Origin of the sequence: Streptomyces sp. 4F14, assembly GCF_048159485.1 — a bacterium.
In the GTDB taxonomy this organism is placed as follows: domain Bacteria; phylum Actinomycetota; class Actinomycetes; order Streptomycetales; family Streptomycetaceae; genus Streptomyces.
Genome location: NZ_JBLRVY010000030.1, coordinates 41,281 through 58,631 on the forward strand (window position 1 = coordinate 41,281; position 17,351 = coordinate 58,631).

General features: G+C 73.1%; 14 protein-coding genes. 9 read left to right on the top strand and 5 right to left on the bottom strand.

Features of this window, described 5'->3' with window-relative positions:
• Positions 1-7: 7 nt before the first annotated feature.
• Positions 8-934, top strand: coding sequence for a LysR family transcriptional regulator (locus ACLZOT_RS38760; protein WP_416973862.1), 927 nt, complete (start codon positions 8-10; stop codon positions 932-934).
• Positions 935-1,041: 107 nt separating this feature from the next.
• On the opposite strand, the gene ACLZOT_RS38765 is transcribed toward ACLZOT_RS38760, so the two are convergent.
• Both ACLZOT_RS38765 and ACLZOT_RS38770 read right to left on the bottom strand, forming a co-directional pair.
• Complete coding sequence (locus ACLZOT_RS38765) at positions 1,042-3,447, bottom strand: FtsX-like permease family protein (protein WP_416973863.1); 2,406 nt, start codon at positions 3,445-3,447, stop codon at positions 1,042-1,044.
• Positions 3,441-4,208, bottom strand: a complete 768-nt coding sequence (locus ACLZOT_RS38770) for an ABC transporter ATP-binding protein (protein ID WP_416973864.1) — start codon at positions 4,206-4,208, stop codon at positions 3,441-3,443. Before ACLZOT_RS38770 ends, ACLZOT_RS38765 begins: the two co-directional genes overlap by 7 nt.
• 133 nt (positions 4,209-4,341) lie before the next feature.
• Between ACLZOT_RS38770 and ACLZOT_RS38775 the strand changes: the two genes are divergently transcribed.
• The gene (locus ACLZOT_RS38775; RefSeq protein ID WP_416973865.1) at positions 4,342-5,637 is read left to right on the top strand and encodes a sensor histidine kinase; all 1,296 of its coding nucleotides are present in this window, start codon (positions 4,342-4,344) and stop codon (positions 5,635-5,637) included.
• A 19-nt stretch (positions 5,638-5,656) separates the two neighbouring features.
• Complete coding sequence (locus tag ACLZOT_RS38780) at positions 5,657-6,304, top strand: response regulator (RefSeq protein WP_416973866.1); 648 nt, start codon at positions 5,657-5,659, stop codon at positions 6,302-6,304.
• Between the two features lie 237 nt (positions 6,305-6,541).
• On the opposite strand, the gene ACLZOT_RS38785 is transcribed toward ACLZOT_RS38780, so the two are convergent.
• Positions 6,542-7,018, bottom strand: a complete 477-nt coding sequence (locus ACLZOT_RS38785; protein WP_416973867.1) for a GNAT family N-acetyltransferase — start codon at positions 7,016-7,018, stop codon at positions 6,542-6,544.
• 137 nt (positions 7,019-7,155) lie between these two features.
• Here ACLZOT_RS38785 and ACLZOT_RS38790 point away from each other — a divergent pair, with 137 nt between their 5' ends.
• On the top strand, positions 7,156-7,959 hold the full coding sequence (locus ACLZOT_RS38790; RefSeq protein ID WP_416973868.1) for an exodeoxyribonuclease III: 804 nt from the start codon (positions 7,156-7,158) through the stop codon (positions 7,957-7,959).
• A 127-nt stretch (positions 7,960-8,086) separates the two neighbouring features.
• On the opposite strand, the gene ACLZOT_RS38795 is transcribed toward ACLZOT_RS38790, so the two are convergent.
• A complete protein-coding gene (locus tag ACLZOT_RS38795; RefSeq protein WP_416973957.1) occupies positions 8,087-8,704 on the bottom strand; it encodes a MerR family transcriptional regulator in 618 nt (205 codons plus the stop codon).
• A gap of 172 nt (positions 8,705-8,876) precedes the next feature.
• Between ACLZOT_RS38795 and ACLZOT_RS38800 the strand changes: the two genes are divergently transcribed.
• The 4 genes from ACLZOT_RS38800 to ACLZOT_RS38815 all read left to right on the top strand — a co-directional run bounded on the left by ACLZOT_RS38800 (position 8,877) and on the right by ACLZOT_RS38815 (position 13,130).
• A complete protein-coding gene (locus tag ACLZOT_RS38800) occupies positions 8,877-10,400 on the top strand; it encodes a flavin-containing monooxygenase (RefSeq protein ID WP_416973869.1) in 1,524 nt (507 codons plus the stop codon).
• A complete protein-coding gene (locus ACLZOT_RS38805) occupies positions 10,397-11,263 on the top strand; it encodes an alpha/beta fold hydrolase (protein WP_416973870.1) in 867 nt (288 codons plus the stop codon). The genes ACLZOT_RS38800 and ACLZOT_RS38805 overlap by 4 nt, the downstream gene beginning before the upstream one ends.
• The gene (locus ACLZOT_RS38810; protein ID WP_416973871.1) at positions 11,260-12,147 is read left to right on the top strand and encodes an SDR family oxidoreductase; all 888 of its coding nucleotides are present in this window, start codon (positions 11,260-11,262) and stop codon (positions 12,145-12,147) included. The genes ACLZOT_RS38805 and ACLZOT_RS38810 overlap by 4 nt, the downstream gene beginning before the upstream one ends.
• A gap of 89 nt (positions 12,148-12,236) precedes the next feature.
• Positions 12,237-13,130 carry an aminoglycoside phosphotransferase family protein gene (locus ACLZOT_RS38815; protein ID WP_416973872.1) on the top strand — a complete coding sequence of 298 codons (894 nt, stop codon included), beginning with the start codon at positions 12,237-12,239 and terminating at the stop codon, positions 13,128-13,130.
• Positions 13,131-13,173: 43 nt separating this feature from the next.
• Here ACLZOT_RS38815 and ACLZOT_RS38820 read toward each other — a convergent pair whose 3' ends face one another.
• Positions 13,174-16,386, bottom strand: coding sequence for a S41 family peptidase (locus ACLZOT_RS38820; RefSeq protein WP_416973873.1), 3,213 nt, complete (start codon positions 16,384-16,386; stop codon positions 13,174-13,176).
• Between the two features lie 196 nt (positions 16,387-16,582).
• On the opposite strand from ACLZOT_RS38820, the gene ACLZOT_RS38825 reads away from it, so the two are divergent.
• Positions 16,583-17,185 carry a TetR/AcrR family transcriptional regulator gene (locus tag ACLZOT_RS38825; protein ID WP_416973874.1) on the top strand — a complete coding sequence of 201 codons (603 nt, stop codon included), beginning with the start codon at positions 16,583-16,585 and terminating at the stop codon, positions 17,183-17,185.
• Positions 17,186-17,351 lie beyond the last annotated feature (166 nt).

The following is a 17,351-nucleotide window of genomic DNA, read 5'->3' on the forward strand; positions in this document are numbered from 1 at the left end:
GACGTCTGTGCGCTACGACCTGGACGACCTGCGGCTCTTCCTCCACACCGTGACGGAAGGGTCGATCACGGCCGGGGCCCGGCGGATGCACCTGAGCCTCCCGTCAGCCAGCGCGCGCGTACGCGCGCTGGAGCGGCAGGCGGGCGTCACGCTTCTCGTGCGCGAGCGGCGCGGCGTACGGCCCACCCCGGCGGGCACGACGCTCGCCCGGCACGCGCGCGACGTGCTCGACCGGACCGCTCGCCTGGAGAGCGCCGTCGCCAGCTACAGCCGTCCCCCGACGGACCCGCTGGTCCTGCTGGGCGGAGGTTCGGCCATGCACCGGCTCGTGCCGCGCGCTCTGGTGACGTTCCTGCGCGCGCACCCGGACGTCGACGTCACGGTCTGCGAGAGCCCCACCCCCAGGACCGTGCGCGCACTCGCCGACGGACAGGCCGACCTGGGCGTCGTCCTGGACGCCGAGGCCCGTGACTGCGGGCTGCGGACCGAGCCCCTGGGCGACGACTCCCTCGTCGTGGTCGGCCAGGCGGGAGGGATCCTCTCCGGGCGTACGGCCCTGTCGTACGGCGAGGTCGCGGAGCATCCGCTCGTCGGGCTCGACGAGGGCTCGTCGCTGCGCCGCTGGATCGAACGGCGCCTCGGGGAGCGCGCGCCGGTGGTGCGGTACCGGACGACCGTCGCGAGCCTGAACGTCCAAGTCGCCCTCGCCGCGGGCGGGGTGGGCCTGGCGGTCGTGCCGCGCCGGGCCCTCGACCCGGGGCGGCCGGTCGACGTGTGCGAACTCCAGGACGCCTGGGCCCGCCGCCACCACCTGCTGGCCTGGGGCGTCAAGGACAGCCCTCGGACGGCTGCCACGGCCCTTGCCGACCACTTGAGGCGAGCGGCCCTGGAGGAGCCGTCCTCCGGCGCTCAGACGGCCGGAGAGGGCCTCTGACGGGCCTTCGCGGCTTCCGGTTCGGGGCATCGCGGCTTCTGGCGGGCCCCGTCGGGCTTTCCGGTTCGGCTCCTGCGGGGCGGCCCGCCTGCGCGGTCTCCGTCCCCTCACACCTTCCGGCCGGCCCGCGCCGTGAGCGCCGTCACCGATGCGCCGGCCGCGAGCAGCGCGCAGACGGCGGTGAGTGCGCCGAGCGTCGCCCAGGGCGGGGACAGGGCCGGCGGGGCGGAGAGCAGGCCCAGCGCGGCGGCCATCCCGGAGAGGTCGACGAGTGTCACCAGGAGGCCCAGCAACGCCCCCGCGACGACGACGATCAGCGCCTCCAGGGCGGTGAGGCGCAGGAGCTGCGCGCGCGTCGCGCCGGTCAGCCGCAGAGACGTCAGCTCGCGGCCCCGGTCGGAGGCGGCCATCAGCAGGGTGTTGACCAGGGCGAGAGCCGTGTAGAGCAGGGCGATGCCCAGGACGAGGAAGACCCCCACGCGCGCGGCCCGGTTCGAGGCCGGACGCGCGGCCGCCACCCACTGGTCCACGGTGAGCGTCCGCGCACCGTCCACCGCGCGCAGCGCCGACTCCACGGCCGTACGGTCGGCCCCCGCGCGCACGCGTACGTCGACGCGGTCGACCGCCGCCCCGGGCGCGTTCGCCGGGGTGACGTAGGCGCCGCCCGCGCCCGTCCCGACGGCCAGGACGGCGGCGATCCGCAGGGTCCGGGGCGTGCCGTCCGCGAGCCACACGCGGACCGCCTCGCCGACCCTGTGGCGGGCCCACTCCTGCGTGACGACGATCGAGCCGTCGTCGAGGTCGGTGATCCTCCCGGCGGTCACCGGCAGGCGCGCGGTGGCCGACAGCAGGGCCGGATCGACCGCGCGGGCCTCGGACTTCACCAGGGCGACACCGTCCTCCAGGGTGTGCAGGACCGTGGGGGCGGAGACGGACACGTCGGCTCCCGGAACGGCCCTCAGGCGTTCGACCGAGGCCGGGTCCGAGGGCAGGACCACGAAGTCGGCGGCCGTCTGCCGGTGCGCCTCACGCGCGCGGGCCTCCGCGAGCGTCGCGGGCGCACCCAGGAGGGAGCCCGACAGGGCGACGGTGACCAGGACGGGCGCGGCGAGGGAGGCGGTGCGGCGCAGCGCGGCGGAGGCGTTCTCGCGAGCGAGGAGGCCCATGGCACCCCGCAGGCGGGTCGCCGGCCAGGAGAGCAGCCGCACCAGAGGGCGGATCAGCGCGGGCGACAGCAGCGCCACCGCCGTGATCAGGAGCATGGGGCGGCTGATGTACGTCTTGCGGTGCAGCAGGTCGCCCGGGTCGGTCAGCAGCGCGTACGCGAGGGTCGCGACCGCCGTCAGCAGCAGGGCCACCCCGCAGAGCCGGCGCCCCCGGGGCAGCGTGTCCGTGTCGACGGACGCCTCGCGCAGGGCCTGCGACGGGGCGGTGCGGCCCGCGCGCCAGGACGCGGCGGCGGCGCCGCTCAGGGCGACCACGAGGCCCGTCCAGAAGGCCACGTGGTACGGCCAGGCCCGGCCGCCCACGGCGAACCACGAGGGGGCGAGGCCGGCGTCGGCCACCAGGGCGCCCGCGTACGGTGCCGCGTACGCGCCGAGCGCGCAGCCCGCCGCCGACGCCAGGACGCCGACCAGCAGGGCCTCCGCGAGGACCGTCCGCCGGATCTGGCCCGGCGTCGCGCCCGCCATCCGCAACAGGCCGAACTCCCGGCGCCGCCCGGCGACCACGAAGGCGAACGTGGAGGCCACGACGAAGACCGACACGAAGGCCGTGACCCCGCCCGCCGTCCCGAACAGAGCGTTCAGCCCGGTCAGTTGCTCCTCCTGCCGACCGGTGCCCGCATCGGCGTCGGCGCGGTCGGCACCGGTCAGGACCCGGACGTCCGCGCCCGCGAGGACGGCGCGTACGGCTGTCGCGTCGGCCTCGACCACGGCCTGCACGGTCCTCGGGGCGAGGGCGGCGGCCCGGGCGCCGGTGAAGAACACCGCGCGCTCGAAACCGAGGTCATCCGCGATCCCGACGACCCTGAACGAGCCGTGGGGTGTGCGGAGTCGGGCGTCCAGAGCCGTCCAGTTCCCGGTCGCCACGACCTCGTGGGAACTTTGCGGCGGACGTCCCGCGTTGAGGCGGTACGAGGCGAAACGCGCCGTCGGCCAGGGGTGGCCGACGAGGCCGGTGGGGCCGCCGGTGACGTGGACCGGGAAGGAGCGGTCCTCGGTGACGCGGCCGACGGCGCGCAGGGCGGTGAGGGTTTCGGCGGTGAGGGAGTGCGGGATGGCGAGGTCGGCGGTGCGGACACCGGTCGGGGTGGGGACGCGCAGGGTGTCCTGGGCGCGGACCACCACGGGCGCGGACGCGAAGCGCTCGGGAGCGCGGGCGGGCGCCTGGAGGGTGGCGGCCAGCGCCTGCCCCATGACGGCGAGGAGGGCCACGGCCGGGGTGAGGGCGACGAACGCGCCCAGGAACGTCACCCAGCGGGTGCGCAGGCCGGACAGGGTGAGGCTCAGCACGACAGTGCTCCCGCCGTCAGCCCCGCCGTCCGCGCCGCGATCGTCTCCGCCCCCGCGCCCGCCAGCTCGCCGTGCACGCGCCCGTCGACCAGGAACAGCACCCGGTCCGCGTACGACGCGGCCAGCGGATCGTGGGTCACCATGACGACCGTCTGGCTCTCGGCGTCGACCATGCCGCGCAGCAGCCGCAGCACCTCGCGGCCGGTCGTCGAGTCCAGGGCGCCGGTCGGCTCGTCGCCGAACAGCACGCGCGGGCGGGTGATCAACGCCCGCGCGAGGGCGACGCGTTGCTGCTGGCCGCCCGACAGCTCGCCGGGGCGGTGGCCCGCGCGGTCGGCGAGGCCGACCCGGTCGAGCGCCTCGCGCACCCGCGCGGACGACGGCCGCCGACCGGCCAGCCGCAGCGGAAGGGCCACGTTCTGGGCGGCCGTCAGGGACGGCAGCAGGTTGAACGACTGGAACACGAAGCCGATGTGCGAGCGCCGCAGCAAGGTGAGCCGCCGCTCGCTCAGGCCGGTCAGCTCGGTGCCGTCGATCCGCACCGAACCGGACGTCGGCCGGTCCAGCCCCGCCGCGCACTGCAGCAGCGTCGACTTGCCCGAGCCGGACGGCCCCATGACGGCCGTGAAGGAACCGGCGGCGAGCGTCAGGGACAGGGCGTCGAGGGCCGTCACGCCGGCGCCGTACCGCCTGGTCACGGAGGTCAGCTGGACGGCGGGACGGGGCACGGCGCCGGCCGGGAGGGGAGGTGTCGAGGTCATGGCTCCACCAAACCCCCGCGACCCGCGCGCGGTCGCTGGGGCAGGGGCGAGACCTGGGGTAGGGCCAGTCATACCCCCGGGGGTCGGTCCCGCCGTATGGCCGGGGCGGGGCGGTGCTTCTACGGTGATCCGCATGGGGCGGGACGAGCGTGCGCGCGATGTGTGGGAGGGCCTGGCGGGCCGGGGATATCTGCTGTCCCCGTGGCCGTGGCGGGCGGTGCTGTACCTGCTGACGGGCGCGGTGTCCGGGGCCTTCGTGCTGGTGGGGCTGGCCCTGCTGGCGGTGGCGGGGAGCGTCCTCGCCGTCGTCCTGGTCGGGCTGCCGCTGCTGGGCTGCCTCGCCTTCGCCGGGCTGCCCGTCGCCGCGCTGGAACGGCGCCGGCTGCGGCTCGTAGACCGGGAGGCGGCGCCCGGGGCGCACGCCGAGCCCGCCGTACCGGGGCTGCGGGGCTGGCTGGCCGTACGCGCGCGGGAGCGGGCCACCTGGCGGGAGCTGGGGCACACCCTGCTGACGGCCTGCCTGTGGTGGCCGGCCGAGGCGGTGCTGCTCGCCCTCGCGCTGGGCTGGCCCCTCGCGATGATCGCCGCGCCGGTGCTGTTCGGCACGGTCGGCGGCGGGCGCGAGACCAAGGTGCTCAAGGTGTGGACGGTCACCGGCTGGCCCGCCGCGTTCGCGGCCTGCGCGGGCGGCGTGCTGCTGCTGGCCGCCGGGCTCTACGTCATCGGTGTCGCCGCGGGCGCGCGCGGGGCGCTGACCCGGCTGCTCGTCACCCCGCGCGCCGGCGCCCCGGACGCCCGGGTCGTCGAACTCACCCGCTCCCGGGCCCGGTTGGTCGACGCCTTCGAGGCCGAGCGGCGGCGCATCGAACGCGACCTGCACGACGGCGCCCAACAGCGGCTCGTCGCCCTCTCCATGGCCCTCGGCCTCGCCCGCCTCGACGCGCCGCCCGGCAGCCCCCTCGCCGCACAGCTCGCGCGGGCGCACGAGGAGGCGGGCGCCGCCCTCGCCGAACTGCGGGAGCTGATCCAGGGCATCCACCCCCGGGTCCTCGTCGACCACGGGCTCCCGGCGGCCGTCGCCGACGTCGCCGACCGCTCACCCGTCCCCGTCGAGACCCGGTGCGCGCTCCCCGGGCGGCTCCCGGACGCCGTCGAGGCCACCGCGTACTTCGTCGTCCGGGAGGCGCTCGCCAACGTCGCCAGGCACAGCGGCGCCGGGCGGGCCTGGATCCGGGTCGAACAGTGCGGCGAGCGGCTCGTCGTGGAGGTCGGCGACAACGGGCGCGGCGGGGCGGACAGCGCCGGCGGGACCGGGATCACCGGGCTCGCCGACCGGGTGTCGGTGGTCGGTGGGAGACTGGCGCTGACCAGTCCGGTGGGCGGGCCGACCCTGCTGCGGGCGGAGATGCCCTGCGCCGCCGGGCGTTGACGGGGGAGGGGAACCGCCGGTGGGGCTGAGGGTCGTCCTGGCCGAGGACAGCGTCCTGCTGCGCGACGGGCTGGGCGCCCTGCTCGCGCGGTTCGGACACGAGGTCGCCGCGGCCGTCGGGGACGCGGACGGACTGCTCGCCGCGGTGCGGGCCCACGCCCCCGACGTCGTCGTCACCGACGTACGGATGCCGCCCGGCTTCCAGGACGAGGGGCTGCGCGCCGCCGTCCTGCTGCGGGAGGAGCGGCCCGGGCTGCCGGTGCTCGTGCTCAGCCAGTACGTGCAGCACGCGTACGCCGCCGACCTCCTCGACTCCGGGGACGGCGCCGGTGTCGGCTACCTCCTCAAGGACCGCGTCGGGCAGGTCGAGGAGTTCGTCGCCGCGCTCACCGAGGTCGCGGGCGGCGGGACGGTCGTCGATCCGGAGGTCGTACGGCAGCTGCTGCGCCGCCGCCGGGATCCGCTCGCGCGGCTGACCGCGCGGGAGAGGGAGGTGCTGGCGCTGGTCGCCGAGGGGCGGTCCAACGCGGCGGTCGCCCGGGAGCTGGTGGTCTCCGAGGCGGCGGTGGGCAAGCACATCGGGTCCATCCTCGCGAAGCTGGACCTGCCGCCGGCGGAGGACGGGCATCGGAGGGTGCTGGCGGTGCTGGCGTTCTTGCGGGGGTGAAAGACGCTGCGGAAAAAAGTTCGGGGGAATCCGCGGAGCTGTGAACCGGGCGGCGGGGTCGGAACGATGAAGGGGCAGAGGCGGAAACCGGGAGCGACGAGAGCGAATAAACGCGAACAAGAGTGAAGGGGAGAAGACGGTGAGGGTGATCAGGGAAGCGGTGAGAAGGGGAAGGACCGCCGGCTGGGGCGGCGGTCCGGGCAGAGCGTCTCAAAGCGGCGGCGGCATCCGCGTCCGCTACAGAGCCTTCGCGTAGCAGCGGCTGGACTCGAACTCGCGGTAGTAGCCGAACTTCGGGCAGGGCTCGTAGCCGCTGGAGACGTAGAGGGCGATGGCCTCGGGCTGCTCGGTGCCGGTCTCCAGGACCATGCGGGTGCGGCCGGCGGCGCGGGCGTCCTCCTCCAGGGCGGCGAGGATGCGGCGGGCGAGGCCGACGCCGCGCATCTCGCGGATGACGAACATGCGCTTCAGCTCGGCGTCGCCGTCCGAGTTCCCCTCGTCGTTCTGGTCCTGGCTGCGCCAGCCGCCGGTGGCGACGGGGCGGTCGGAGTCGTCGTAGGCGATGAGGTAGAGGCCGTGGGGCGGCAGGAAGTCGGAGGGGGACAGTTCGGTGGCGTCGCCGCCGTCGCCGTAGCGCTCGTGGTACTCGGCCTGGACCTCGTCGTTGAGCTTGACGGCGTCGGGGTGGTCGAAGGAGAGGCGGCGTATATTCATGTGAATCACTGTACTTCTATGCAGGTGGGGAGGTGGGCGGTTATCCGGGCTTGGTCCAGTGTGCCGGTATCGTTCCCGCGGGCCGACGGTGACCAGGGTGAAGGTGTCACGGGGCCGCGATCCGAGAGGCGAGTGTTGTGTTCACCGTGACGACCGTGAACGTGAACGGGCTGCGTGCCGCCGCGAAGAAGGGGTTCGTGGAGTGGCTCGCGGAGACCTCCGCCGACGTGCTGTGCCTCCAGGAGGTGCGGGCCGAGGAGAAGCAGTTGCCGCAGGAGGTGCGGGCGCCGGAGGGGTGGTTCGTCGTGCACGCGCCGGCTGCCGCGAAGGGGCGGGCCGGGGTCTCCCTCTACACGCGGCGTGAGCCCGACGCGGTCCGGGTCGGGTTCGGGTCGGAGGAGTTCGACGGCAGCGGTCGGTACGTCGAGGCCGAGCTTCCCGGTGTGACGGTCGTCTCGCTCTACCTGCCCTCCGGCGAGGTCGGGACGGAGCGGCAGGACGAGAAGATCCGGTTCATGGACGAGTTCCTCGCGCATCTCAAGGAGCTCCGGGTGAAGGCCGCCGCCGAGGGGCGCGAGGTCCTCGTCTGCGGCGACTGGAACATCGCCCACCAGCAGGCCGACCTCAAGAACTGGCGCGGCAACACCAAGAACTCCGGCTTCCTCCCGGAGGAGCGGGAGTGGCTGGGCGAGGTCTTCGACGAGGGGAACGGGGGGTACGTCGACGTCATGCGCGCCCTGCACCCCGAGGTCGAGGGGCCGTACACGTGGTGGTCCTACCGGGGCCGCGCCTTCGACAACGACACGGGCTGGCGCATCGACTACCACGTCGCGACGCCGGGCCTCGCCGGGAAGGCGGCGAAGGGGTACGTGGAGCGGGCGGCGACGCATGCGGAGCGGTGGTCGGACCATGCGCCGGTGACGGTGGTGTACGAGCTGTGAGGAGGGGGCGGCGTGCCGGGCACCGGACACAGTGGCGCCGGACGCGGTGAGGTCGTGGCGCGGTGACACCGCGAGGTTGTGACGCCGTGATGGTGTGACGCCATGCGGGTGTGGCGCCCCCGCCCCGTCACTCCGCCTCCCGCGACCTCCGGTCCAGGGACAGGGACAGCTCCGCGTCGAAGATCGCCTTGGCCAGGGGGCGGAGGCGGGGGAGGTGTTCCGGGGGGAGGTGCTGGAGGAGGACCGAGGTGAAGAGGTCGGCGAGGGCGTCGGTGTGGGCGCGGACCGTGTGGGCCGCCGCGAGGATGTCCGCGAGGGGGATGCCTTCGCGGACGAGGGTGGAGGAGACGTCGAGGAGGCGGCGGCTGATGTGGACGATCTCGTCGCCGTCGGTGCCGAGGTAGCCGAGGGAGAGGGCGGCGGCGAGGTTCTCGGGGGTGGTCTGGCCCTCGAAGCGGGCGGCGAGTTCCTCAGGGGTGAGGCGGACCGGTTCCTCTTCGGTGGGGGTGATGCCGAGGACGTCGGTGATGTCGCGGCCGTGGTCGAGGGCCTCGGCGAGTTCGGCGATGCCGGTGAGGGTGTGGCCGCGTTCGAGGAGCGCGGAGATCGTGCGCAGCCGGGCGAGGTGGTGGTCGTCGTACCAGGCGATACGGCCCTCGCGGCGGGGCGGCGCGAGGAGCTTGCGTTCGCGGTAGAAACGCAGGGTCCGCACGGGGATGCCGGCCAGGGACGCCAGCTCCTCCATGCGGTATTCGCGCTTCGCCGAGTTCTCGTCCTGCCTGTCCACCACGCCCCGACCCTATGTCGTACCGCCGGTAACTTTCCCCCGTCCGACCTCTACCCATCGGTAGGGAGCTGCTCTACAGTCCGACTGTGCCAGTGATTACTGGCGCGGTCGCGCGAAGGAGGGCGTCCTCATGGCCGGACGCGAGCATGTGCGGGTGGCGGTCGTCGGGTCCGGGTTCGGCGGGCTCGGTGCGGCGGTGCGGTTGCGACGGGAGGGGATCACCGACTTCGTGGTCCTGGAGCGGGCGGACAGCGTGGGCGGCACCTGGCGGGACAACACCTATCCGGGGTGCGCCTGCGACGTGCCGTCGCACCTGTACTCCTTCTCCTTCGCCCCCAACCCCGAGTGGCCGCGCACCTTTTCGGGCCAGGGCCACATCCGCGCCTACCTGGAGAGGGTCGCGGACGTCTTCGGGATCCGGCCACACCTGCGGTTCGGCTCCGAGGTGAAGCGGATGGCGTGGAACGCGGAGCGGCTGCGCTGGGACATCGAGACCGCGTCCGGTGAACTCTCCGCCGACATGGTGGTCTCGGCGACCGGCCCGCTCTCCGACCCGAAGCTGCCGGAGGTCCCCGGCCTGGAGACGTTCCCCGGCGAGGTGTTCCACTCCGCGCGCTGGAACCACGGCTACGACCTGCGCGGCAAGCGCGTCGCGGTGATCGGCACGGGCGCCTCCGCGATCCAGATCGTCCCGGCGATCCAACCCCTGGTCTCCGAACTGACGTTGTTCCAGCGCACCCCGGCCTGGGTGATGCCGCGCGTCGACCGCGCGATCACCGGCGTCGAACGCGCCCTGCACCGCGCACTCCCCTTCACGACGCAGGCGCGGCGCGGACTCCTGTGGGGCATCAGGGAGTTGCAGGTCCAGGCGTTCACCAAGCGCCCCAACGAGCTCGGTTTCGTCGAGCAGCTGGCCAAGCGGAACCTCGCCAGATCCATCAAGGACCCGGCGCTGCGGGCCAAGTTGACACCCGACTACCGCATCGGCTGCAAGCGCATCCTGCTGTCCAGCGCCTACTACCCGGCGCTCGCGCAGCCCAACGTGGACGTCGTCGCGAGCGGCCTCGCCGAGATCCGCGGCAACACGCTGGTCGCCGCCGACGGCAGTACGGCGGAGGCCGACGCGATCGTCTTCAGCACCGGCTTCCACGTCACCGACATGCCGATCGCCGACCGCGTCGTAGGGGCGAACGGCCGTACGCTCGCCGAGAGTTGGGAGCAGGGCGGCATGGAGGCGCTGCGCGGTGCGTCGGCCGCCGGGTTCCCGAACTGGATGACGGTCATCGGGCCCAACACCGGCCTCGGCAACTCCTCGATGATCCTGATGATCGAGTCGCAGCTCAACTACATGGCCGACTATCTGCGCCAACTCGACGTCCTGGGCGGCGAGGTGGCCCTCGACGCCCGCCCCAGCGCCGTGCACCGCTGGAACCGGCGGGTGCAGGACCGCATGGAGCGGACCGTCTGGAACACCGGCGGCTGCGTGAGCTGGTACCTGGACGCGCAGGGCCGCAACACCACCGTCTGGCCGGGGACGACGAGCGAGTTCCGCAAGGCCACCCGCCGCGTCGACCTCGCGGAGTACGAGGTGCTCAGAACAGTCAAGTCCGGGAAGAACAGCGACAGTTACGACGCCGCCGAGGTGACCGCATGAGGACCCTCACGGCCACCTCCCAGGACGGCTCACCCCTGCACGTCGAGATCCACGGCCCGGACACCGCGCCCGCCGTCGTCCTCGTGCACGGCTGGACCTGCTCAACCGCCTTCTGGTCGGCGCAGATCGACGACCTGTCCCGCGATCACCGCGTCATCGCCTACGACCTGCGCGGTCACGGCCGAACTCCCGCGAGCCCGGCGGTCGGTACGACGGCCCTGGCCGACGACCTCGAAGCGGTGCTGCGCGCCACCCTCGCGCCGGACGAGAAGGCGGTGGTCGCCGGTCACTCGATGGGCGGCATGACCGTCATGGCCGCAGCGAAGCGACCGGCGTTCAGGGCGCACGTCGCCGCAACTCTCCTGTGCAGTACGGGGAGTTCGAGACTGGTCGCCGAGTCGACGGTCGTCCCGCTCAAGGCCGGGCGGGCGCGGACCTGGCTCACCGGGAAGATCCTCGGGTCGAAGGCACCGCTCGGCCCGGTCACCCCCGTCGGCAAGAAGATCCTCAAGTACGCGACGATGGGCCCCGGTTCGGCACCCGAGGCGGTCGAGAAGTGCGCGCGGATCGTGCACGCGTGCCCCCGGAAGGTGCGGTACGCCTGGTCGCACGTCCTCGCGTCGCTCGAACTCGACGGCGAGATGGGCCACTTGACCGTCCCCACCGCGATCGTCACCGGCACCGCCGACCGCCTCACCCCGCCCGTCCATGCCCGTGCCGTCGCCGCCGCGCTCCCCAACTGCCTCGGCCTCACGGAGCTTTACGGGATCGGCCACATGACCCCCGTCGAGGCACCGGACCTCGTGACCGCGCGGATACGCGAACTGACCACCACGTACAGCCAGTTGAAGGAGGGCGCATGAGCAGGGTGAGCCTCGACGGACAGGTCGCCGTGATCACCGGGGCCGCGCGCGGCGTCGGTGAGCTGCTCGCGCGCAAGCTCTCCGCGCGCGGCGCGACCGTCGCGCTCGTCGGCCTCGAACCCGAGGCCCTCAAGGAGGTCTCCGAGCGGCTGCACGGCGAGAGCGGCCACTGGTACGCCGACGTCACCGACCAGGACGCCATGAACCGGGTCGCAGCCGAGGTGAAGGAGCGGTTCGGGAAGGCCGACATCGTCGTCGCCAACGCCGGGGTCGCCGCCGGGGGCACCTTCCTCGACTCCGACCCCGACGCGTGGCGGCGCGTCATCGAGGTCAACCTCATCGGCTCGGCCGTCACCGCGCGCGCGTTCCTGCCGGTCCTCATCGAGAGCCGCGGCTACCTCCTCCAGATCGCCTCCCTCGCCGCGCTCACCCCGGCGCCGATGATGAGCGCCTACTGCGCCTCCAAGTCGGGCGTCGAGGCGTACGCGCACAGCCTGCGCGCCGAGGTCGGCTACCGGGGCGTCCGCGTCGGCGTCGGCTACCTCACCTGGACCGACACCGACATGGTGCGCGGCGCCGACCAGGACGACGTCATGCGCGAACTCCGCCAGCGCCTGCCCTGGCCCGCCAACAAGACGTACCCCCTCGGCCCCGCCGTCGAGCGCATCGCCGACGGCATAGAGCGCCGGTCGACCCACGTCTACGGCCAGTGGTGGCTGCGCGGGATGCAGGGTGTACGCGGGTACCTCCCTGGAGTGATCGGCTCGGTCGGCGCGCGGGAGATGCGCCGCGTGGCACCTCGGTTGTCCGGTATGCGTACGGGGCTGGTGGGCGCGGGTGGGACCGCCGACGAGGCGGCGAGAGCGGGGGCCCGGAAGGGGTGAACGCCGGGGGAGTACCTGAGGGGTAGCCCGGAGGTATGAGGAAGGGCGGCCCCCCGGAGGTCTTACGGGGGGCACGTACGCTGCGGACCATGCAGCGAACAGACGTCGATGAGCCCTTCGTCCGCAGTCTTCTCCGCGACCAGCAGCCCGACCTCGCCGACCTCCCGATCCGTCCCGTCGCGTCCGGCTGGGACAACCAACTCTGGCGGGTCGGCGAGGACTTGGCGGTACGGCTGCCCATGACGGACCGCGCCCCCACCCTCCTCGCCCAGGAGTTCCGCTGGCTGCCGGAGCTGGCCGCGCGGCTGCCGCTGCCCATTCCGACGCCCCGCCGGTTCAGCGAGCCGAGTGAGCTGTTCCCCCGGCCGTGGGCGGTCGTGGACTGGGTGCCGGGGCAGCCCGCGGACGGCGTCGAGATGACCGACGGCCCCCGCTCGGCGGACGCCCTCGCCGGTTTCCTCCGCGCCCTGCACCTGCCGGCGCCCCCGGACGCCCCCGCGAACCCCAGCCGCTGCGGCGAACTCGCCCCGCTCAAGGACGGGTTCGAGTGGGGGCTCAGCACACTGGCGGACACCGTCGACACCCCCAGACTCCGCGAGGTGTGGAACAGGGCGGTGGCCGCGCCGAGTTGGGACGGCCCTCCGGTCTGGGTGCACGTGGACCTCCACCCCGCCAACGCCGTCGTCACGGACGGCGTCCTCTCCGGGATCATCGACTTCGGCGACATGGGCGCCGGCGACCCGGCCGCCGACATCGCCGCGGCGTGGAAGCTGCTCCCCGAGGGTGCGGCGGACCCCTTCCTGCGGGCCTACGGCGTCACCGACGAGGCGCTCGTCCACCGCGCCCAGGGCTGGGCTGTCCTCTCGGCGTTCGGCCTGCTCAGTGTCGGCCAGGCATGGGAGAAGGGCCTCCCGGGCGGCCAGCCGACGTGGGGGAGGGCGGGACGCCGGACGCTGGAGCGGGTGCTGAGGCACGGGGAGTGAGGTAACGGGGAGGTACTACCCCGCTACTTCCCCAGAGCCACCTCTACCCCTCCCGAGGCGGCAACTTCGGCCGTGACCGGTCCGGCACCCCCCGATGGTCCGGCGGACTCGCCACCGTCCCCCGCTCCAGCAGCTCCAGCGCCAGCCCCACCGCGTCGTCCAACTGCGCGTGCCGCCCCTCGGCCCAGTCCAGCGGTGTCCGCAGCGCCTCCATGTCGGGGTCGACACCCCGGTTCTCCACGGACCACCCGTACGCGTCGAACCAGGCCGCGTTCATCGGCACGGTGATCACCGTCCCGTCCCCCAGCTCGTGCCGCCCGGTCATCCCCACCACTCCGCCCCACGTCCGCTGCCCCACCACCGGCCCGATCCCGAGCAGCTTGAACGCGGCGGTGATCATGTCACCGTCGGAGGCGGTCGCCTCGTCGGCGAGGGCAACCACGGGACCCCGGGGGGCATTTGACGCGTACGACACCGGCTGGGCGTCGCGCGTGAGGTCCCACCCCAGGATCGTGCGGGACAGCTTCTCGACGACCAACTCGCTGATGTGGCCACCCGCGTTGCCGCGCACGTCGACGATGAGCGCGGGCCGCGACACCTCCATCCGCAGGTCCCGGTTGAACTGCGCCCACCCCGAGCCGCCCATGTCCGGGATGTGCAGGTACCCGCACCGCCCCCCGCTCAACTCCCGTACGACGTCACGCCGTTTGGCCACCCAGTCCTGATAGCGCAAGGGCCGCTCGTCGACCAGCGGTACGACGGCCACCCGGCGCGGCGGCCGCTCGCCCTCCACGAACGTCAGCTCCACCGTCGTACCCCCCGCCCCCGCGAGCAGCGGGAAGGGCCCGGTCACCGGGTCGACCACCCGCCCGTCGACGTGCGTCAGCACCGCCCCCTCCCGAATTCCCGTACCGGCCAGGGGAGATCGCGCCTTGGAGTCGGACGAGTCGCCGGGGAGGATGCGGTCGAGTACCCAACTCCCCTCCCTGCGCACGAAGTTGGCGCCAAGGAGGCCCTGGAGCCGCTGATAGTGCGGCGGCCCCTCGTTGCGGCGCGCGGAGGCGACGTACGCATGCGAGGTTCCCAGTTCGCCGACGACCTCGCGCAGGAGGTCCGCGAACTCGTCGGGGGACGCGACGCGTTGGACCAGGGGACGGTACTGGTCCAGGACCGCGGTCCAGTCGATGCCGCACATGCCGGGGTCCCAGAAGTAGGCGCGGATCAGGCGGCCCGCCTCCTCGTACGACTGCCGCCACTCCGCGCCCGGGTCGACCTCGTGGAGGATGCGGCGCAGGTCGATCCAGACGGTCGTGTCGCTGTCGCCGGGATCCGTCGAGGGCACGGCCCGTAGTTCACCCTCGTCGACGACGACCAGGCGGGTGCCGTCGCCGCTGAGGGCGAACCAGTCGAGGTGATCGACGAGTTCGGACTTCTTGGCCTTGGTGATGGTGAAGTGTTCGAGGGTCGGGCGCTCGCTGGTGTCGTCCGGGTTCGCGAAGGTCTCGCCGAGCGCGCCGGAGATCGGCCACCGCAGCCACACCACCCCGCCCCCGGCGACCGGGTACAGCGCGGAGTACTTGGAGGCCGGGACGGGGAACGGCGTCACCCTGCTCTCCAGCCCCTCCACCTCGACGGTCACCGCGCCGCCGTCCCCGGTCTCGACGGGGTCGAGCCCGCCCGCCGCCGGGCGGCCGTCGGGGCTCAGCGCGAACGGGGAGGGGGTCGCCGAGGAGAGGGGGACCAGGTAGGGGCGGCAGCCCAGGGGGAAGGAGAGGTCGCCGGTGTGGACGTCGTAGACCGGGTCGAAGCCGCGCCAGGACAGGAACGCGAGATAGCGGCCGTCGCGGGTGAACACCGGATTCTCGTCGGCGAAGCGGCCGTTGGTGACGTCCACGATCAGCCGGTCCTTCATCCGGGCCAGCTTGATCTGCCGCAGCGAGCGCCCGATCCCGGGGTGCGACCAGGCGAGCCAGGCCCCGTCCGGGGAGAACGCGAGATCCCGCACGGGCCCGTTCACGGACCGGATCAGCTCGGTGAGTGCGCCGTCTTCCGAGGTGTCGAGCAACAGCACCCGACCGTCGTGCGAGGCGATCGCGAGCCGTTCCCCCTCGGGGTCGGACACCAGTTCCAGTACCCGCCCCACTTCCCCGGACGCCAGCCTTCGAGGGGGACGTTCCCCACTGGCTCTGGGGAGGTACGAGATCTCGACCGCGTCCTCCCCTTCCGCATCGGTGACGTACGCGATCCGGCCTCCGGAACCCAGCATCTCCGGGAGTCGCACCCGTACCCCTGGAGTATCAGCGATCGTCCGCGCCGGACCGTCCCGATGCGTCAGCCAGTACAGGCTGCCGCGTACCACCACAGCGCTGGCCCGTCCGGTCTCGTCCACCGAGACGCCGTCCACGTGCTGCGCGGCGGGGATCTGGTACGGCCGCCGCCCCGCGCGGGGACCTTCGAGCCGTACGTCGAGGCGGCGTGGTCGCGCGCCTGCGGCCAGGTCCTCGACGAGCCACAGGTCGCCCGCGCACTGGTAGACCACCCGGGTGCCGTCGGTGGCGGCGTTGCGGGCGTAGAAGGCGTCGTGGTCGGTGTGGCGGCGCAGGTCGGAGCCGTCGTGCGCGCAGGAGTAGAGGTTGCCGACGCCCTCGTGGTCGGAGAGGAAGGCGATGCGACCGGCGACGAAGAGGGGGGTGGAGAGGTGGCCCTCCACCTCCGGGAGGAGCCGGCGGCCGTGCAGCCAGAGGCGGCCGGTCGCGCCGCCCCGGTACCGCTTCCAGGCGGCCGGTTCGTGCGGCGGGGTGCCGGTGAGCAGGAGGGTTTTCCGCTCCCCGTCGAGGTCGGCGACCTGGAGGTCGCTGACCGGACCCCAGGGCAGGGGGCCGCCGGGGTCACCACTGAGGGGTACGTCGTAGGCCCACGTGAAGTAGGAGAAGGGCTGGTTGTGGGAGGCGACGGCGAGGATGCGGCCCTCGGGGGTCCAGCCGCAGACGCGGGTGTCGGCGCTGCCCCAGTAGGTGAGCTGTCTGGTCCTTCCGCCGTACACGGGTACTACGTGGATCTCGGGGACGAGGCTGCGCCAGGTCGTGCAGGCGATGACCGTGCCGTCCGGGGAGAAGCGGGGGTGGCCGGTCTTCGTGCGGTCGACGGTGAGGCGCCAGGCGCGGCCGGGCCCGTCGAGGGGGGCCAGCCAGAGATCGTCCTCGGCGACGAAGCACAGCAGGTCGCCGCTGAGGTGCGGAAGGCGCAGATAGCTCACGGTTCCCATGCTTTTCCGGCGCCGGGGAGCCAGCAACTCAAGCGCCGGGGGTGCGGCGGCCGAGAGGGGCCGGGCGATCTCTTACACGTTTCTCACACACGTGACCCACACCACGTACGAAACCGTTTCGTTTCGCTTGCTGTCCGGGGTATCTTCTTGGTGTAGGAAGAAACGCGGAGAGCAGCGGAGGGGCGTCATGACTGAGGTCGCAACGGCGCGTCGCAGTCGGATCACTCCCGAACGCGAGGCGGAGCTGTACGACGCCGTCCTCGACCTGCTTCGCGAGGTCGGCTACGACGCCCTGACCATGGACGCCATCGCCGCCCGCACCCGCTCCAGCAAGGCCACGCTCTACCGCCAGTGGGGCGGCAAGGCCGAACTGGTCGTCAGGGCCATCAAGTTCAACAAGCCCGTCGTACCGGACGACATCGACACCGGCACCCTGCGCGGCGACCTGCACGCCGGGATCATGCTGGAGGACGACTGCACGCATGAACGGAACTCGGCGCTGATGCGAGGCATCGCCATGGCGATGCACAACAACGAGGATCTGCGCCAGGCGTTCAAGGCACAGCTGATCGACCCCGAACTCTCCGATTTCAAAAAGGTGATCCAGCGCGCCGTCGACCGCGGCGAGATCCAACCCGACTGTCCCGCACTGGAGTTCATGGTGCACATGATGGTCGGCGGATTCGCCACCCGGATGCTGCTCGACGACCAGCCACCCACCCAGGGCTTCCTCATCTCGTACATCGACGCCGTGGTGCTCCCCGCACTCGGCATCGACCCCAAAGCCTGACCTCCGACTCCGGGGCCCGGCCCCGGCGTTGACCTTGTTGACCTTCCCCGCACCACACGGCTCCACCTGACGTCACCGCTCACGTCGTCGGGCCGATCGACGCTGCCTCCGCGCATCCCGCAACGGGTTCCCCACCCCGCCGTCGATCACCCCTGCCCTGAAAACC

Bases quoted from the DNA above. Each gene is read 5' to 3' on its own strand.
- ACLZOT_RS38810 (WP_416973871.1), top strand. From the start codon at position 11,260: ATGAGCAGGGTGAGCCTCGACGGACAGGTCGCCGTGATCACCGGGGCC.
- ACLZOT_RS38795 (WP_416973957.1), bottom strand. From the start codon at position 8,704: ATGGAGGAGCTGGCGTCCCTGGCCGGCATCCCCGTGCGGACCCTGCGT.
- ACLZOT_RS38785 (WP_416973867.1), bottom strand. From the start codon at position 7,018: ATGAATATACGCCGCCTCTCCTTCGACCACCCCGACGCCGTCAAGCTC.
- ACLZOT_RS38815 (WP_416973872.1), top strand. From the start codon at position 12,237: ATGCAGCGAACAGACGTCGATGAGCCCTTCGTCCGCAGTCTTCTCCGC.
- ACLZOT_RS38825 (WP_416973874.1), top strand. From the start codon at position 16,583: ATGACTGAGGTCGCAACGGCGCGTCGCAGTCGGATCACTCCCGAACGC.
- ACLZOT_RS38805 (WP_416973870.1), top strand. From the start codon at position 10,397: ATGAGGACCCTCACGGCCACCTCCCAGGACGGCTCACCCCTGCACGTC.
- ACLZOT_RS38800 (WP_416973869.1), top strand. From the start codon at position 8,877: ATGGCCGGACGCGAGCATGTGCGGGTGGCGGTCGTCGGGTCCGGGTTC.
- ACLZOT_RS38775 (WP_416973865.1), top strand. From the start codon at position 4,342: ATGGGGCGGGACGAGCGTGCGCGCGATGTGTGGGAGGGCCTGGCGGGC.
- ACLZOT_RS38770 (WP_416973864.1), bottom strand. From the start codon at position 4,208: ATGACCTCGACACCTCCCCTCCCGGCCGGCGCCGTGCCCCGTCCCGCC.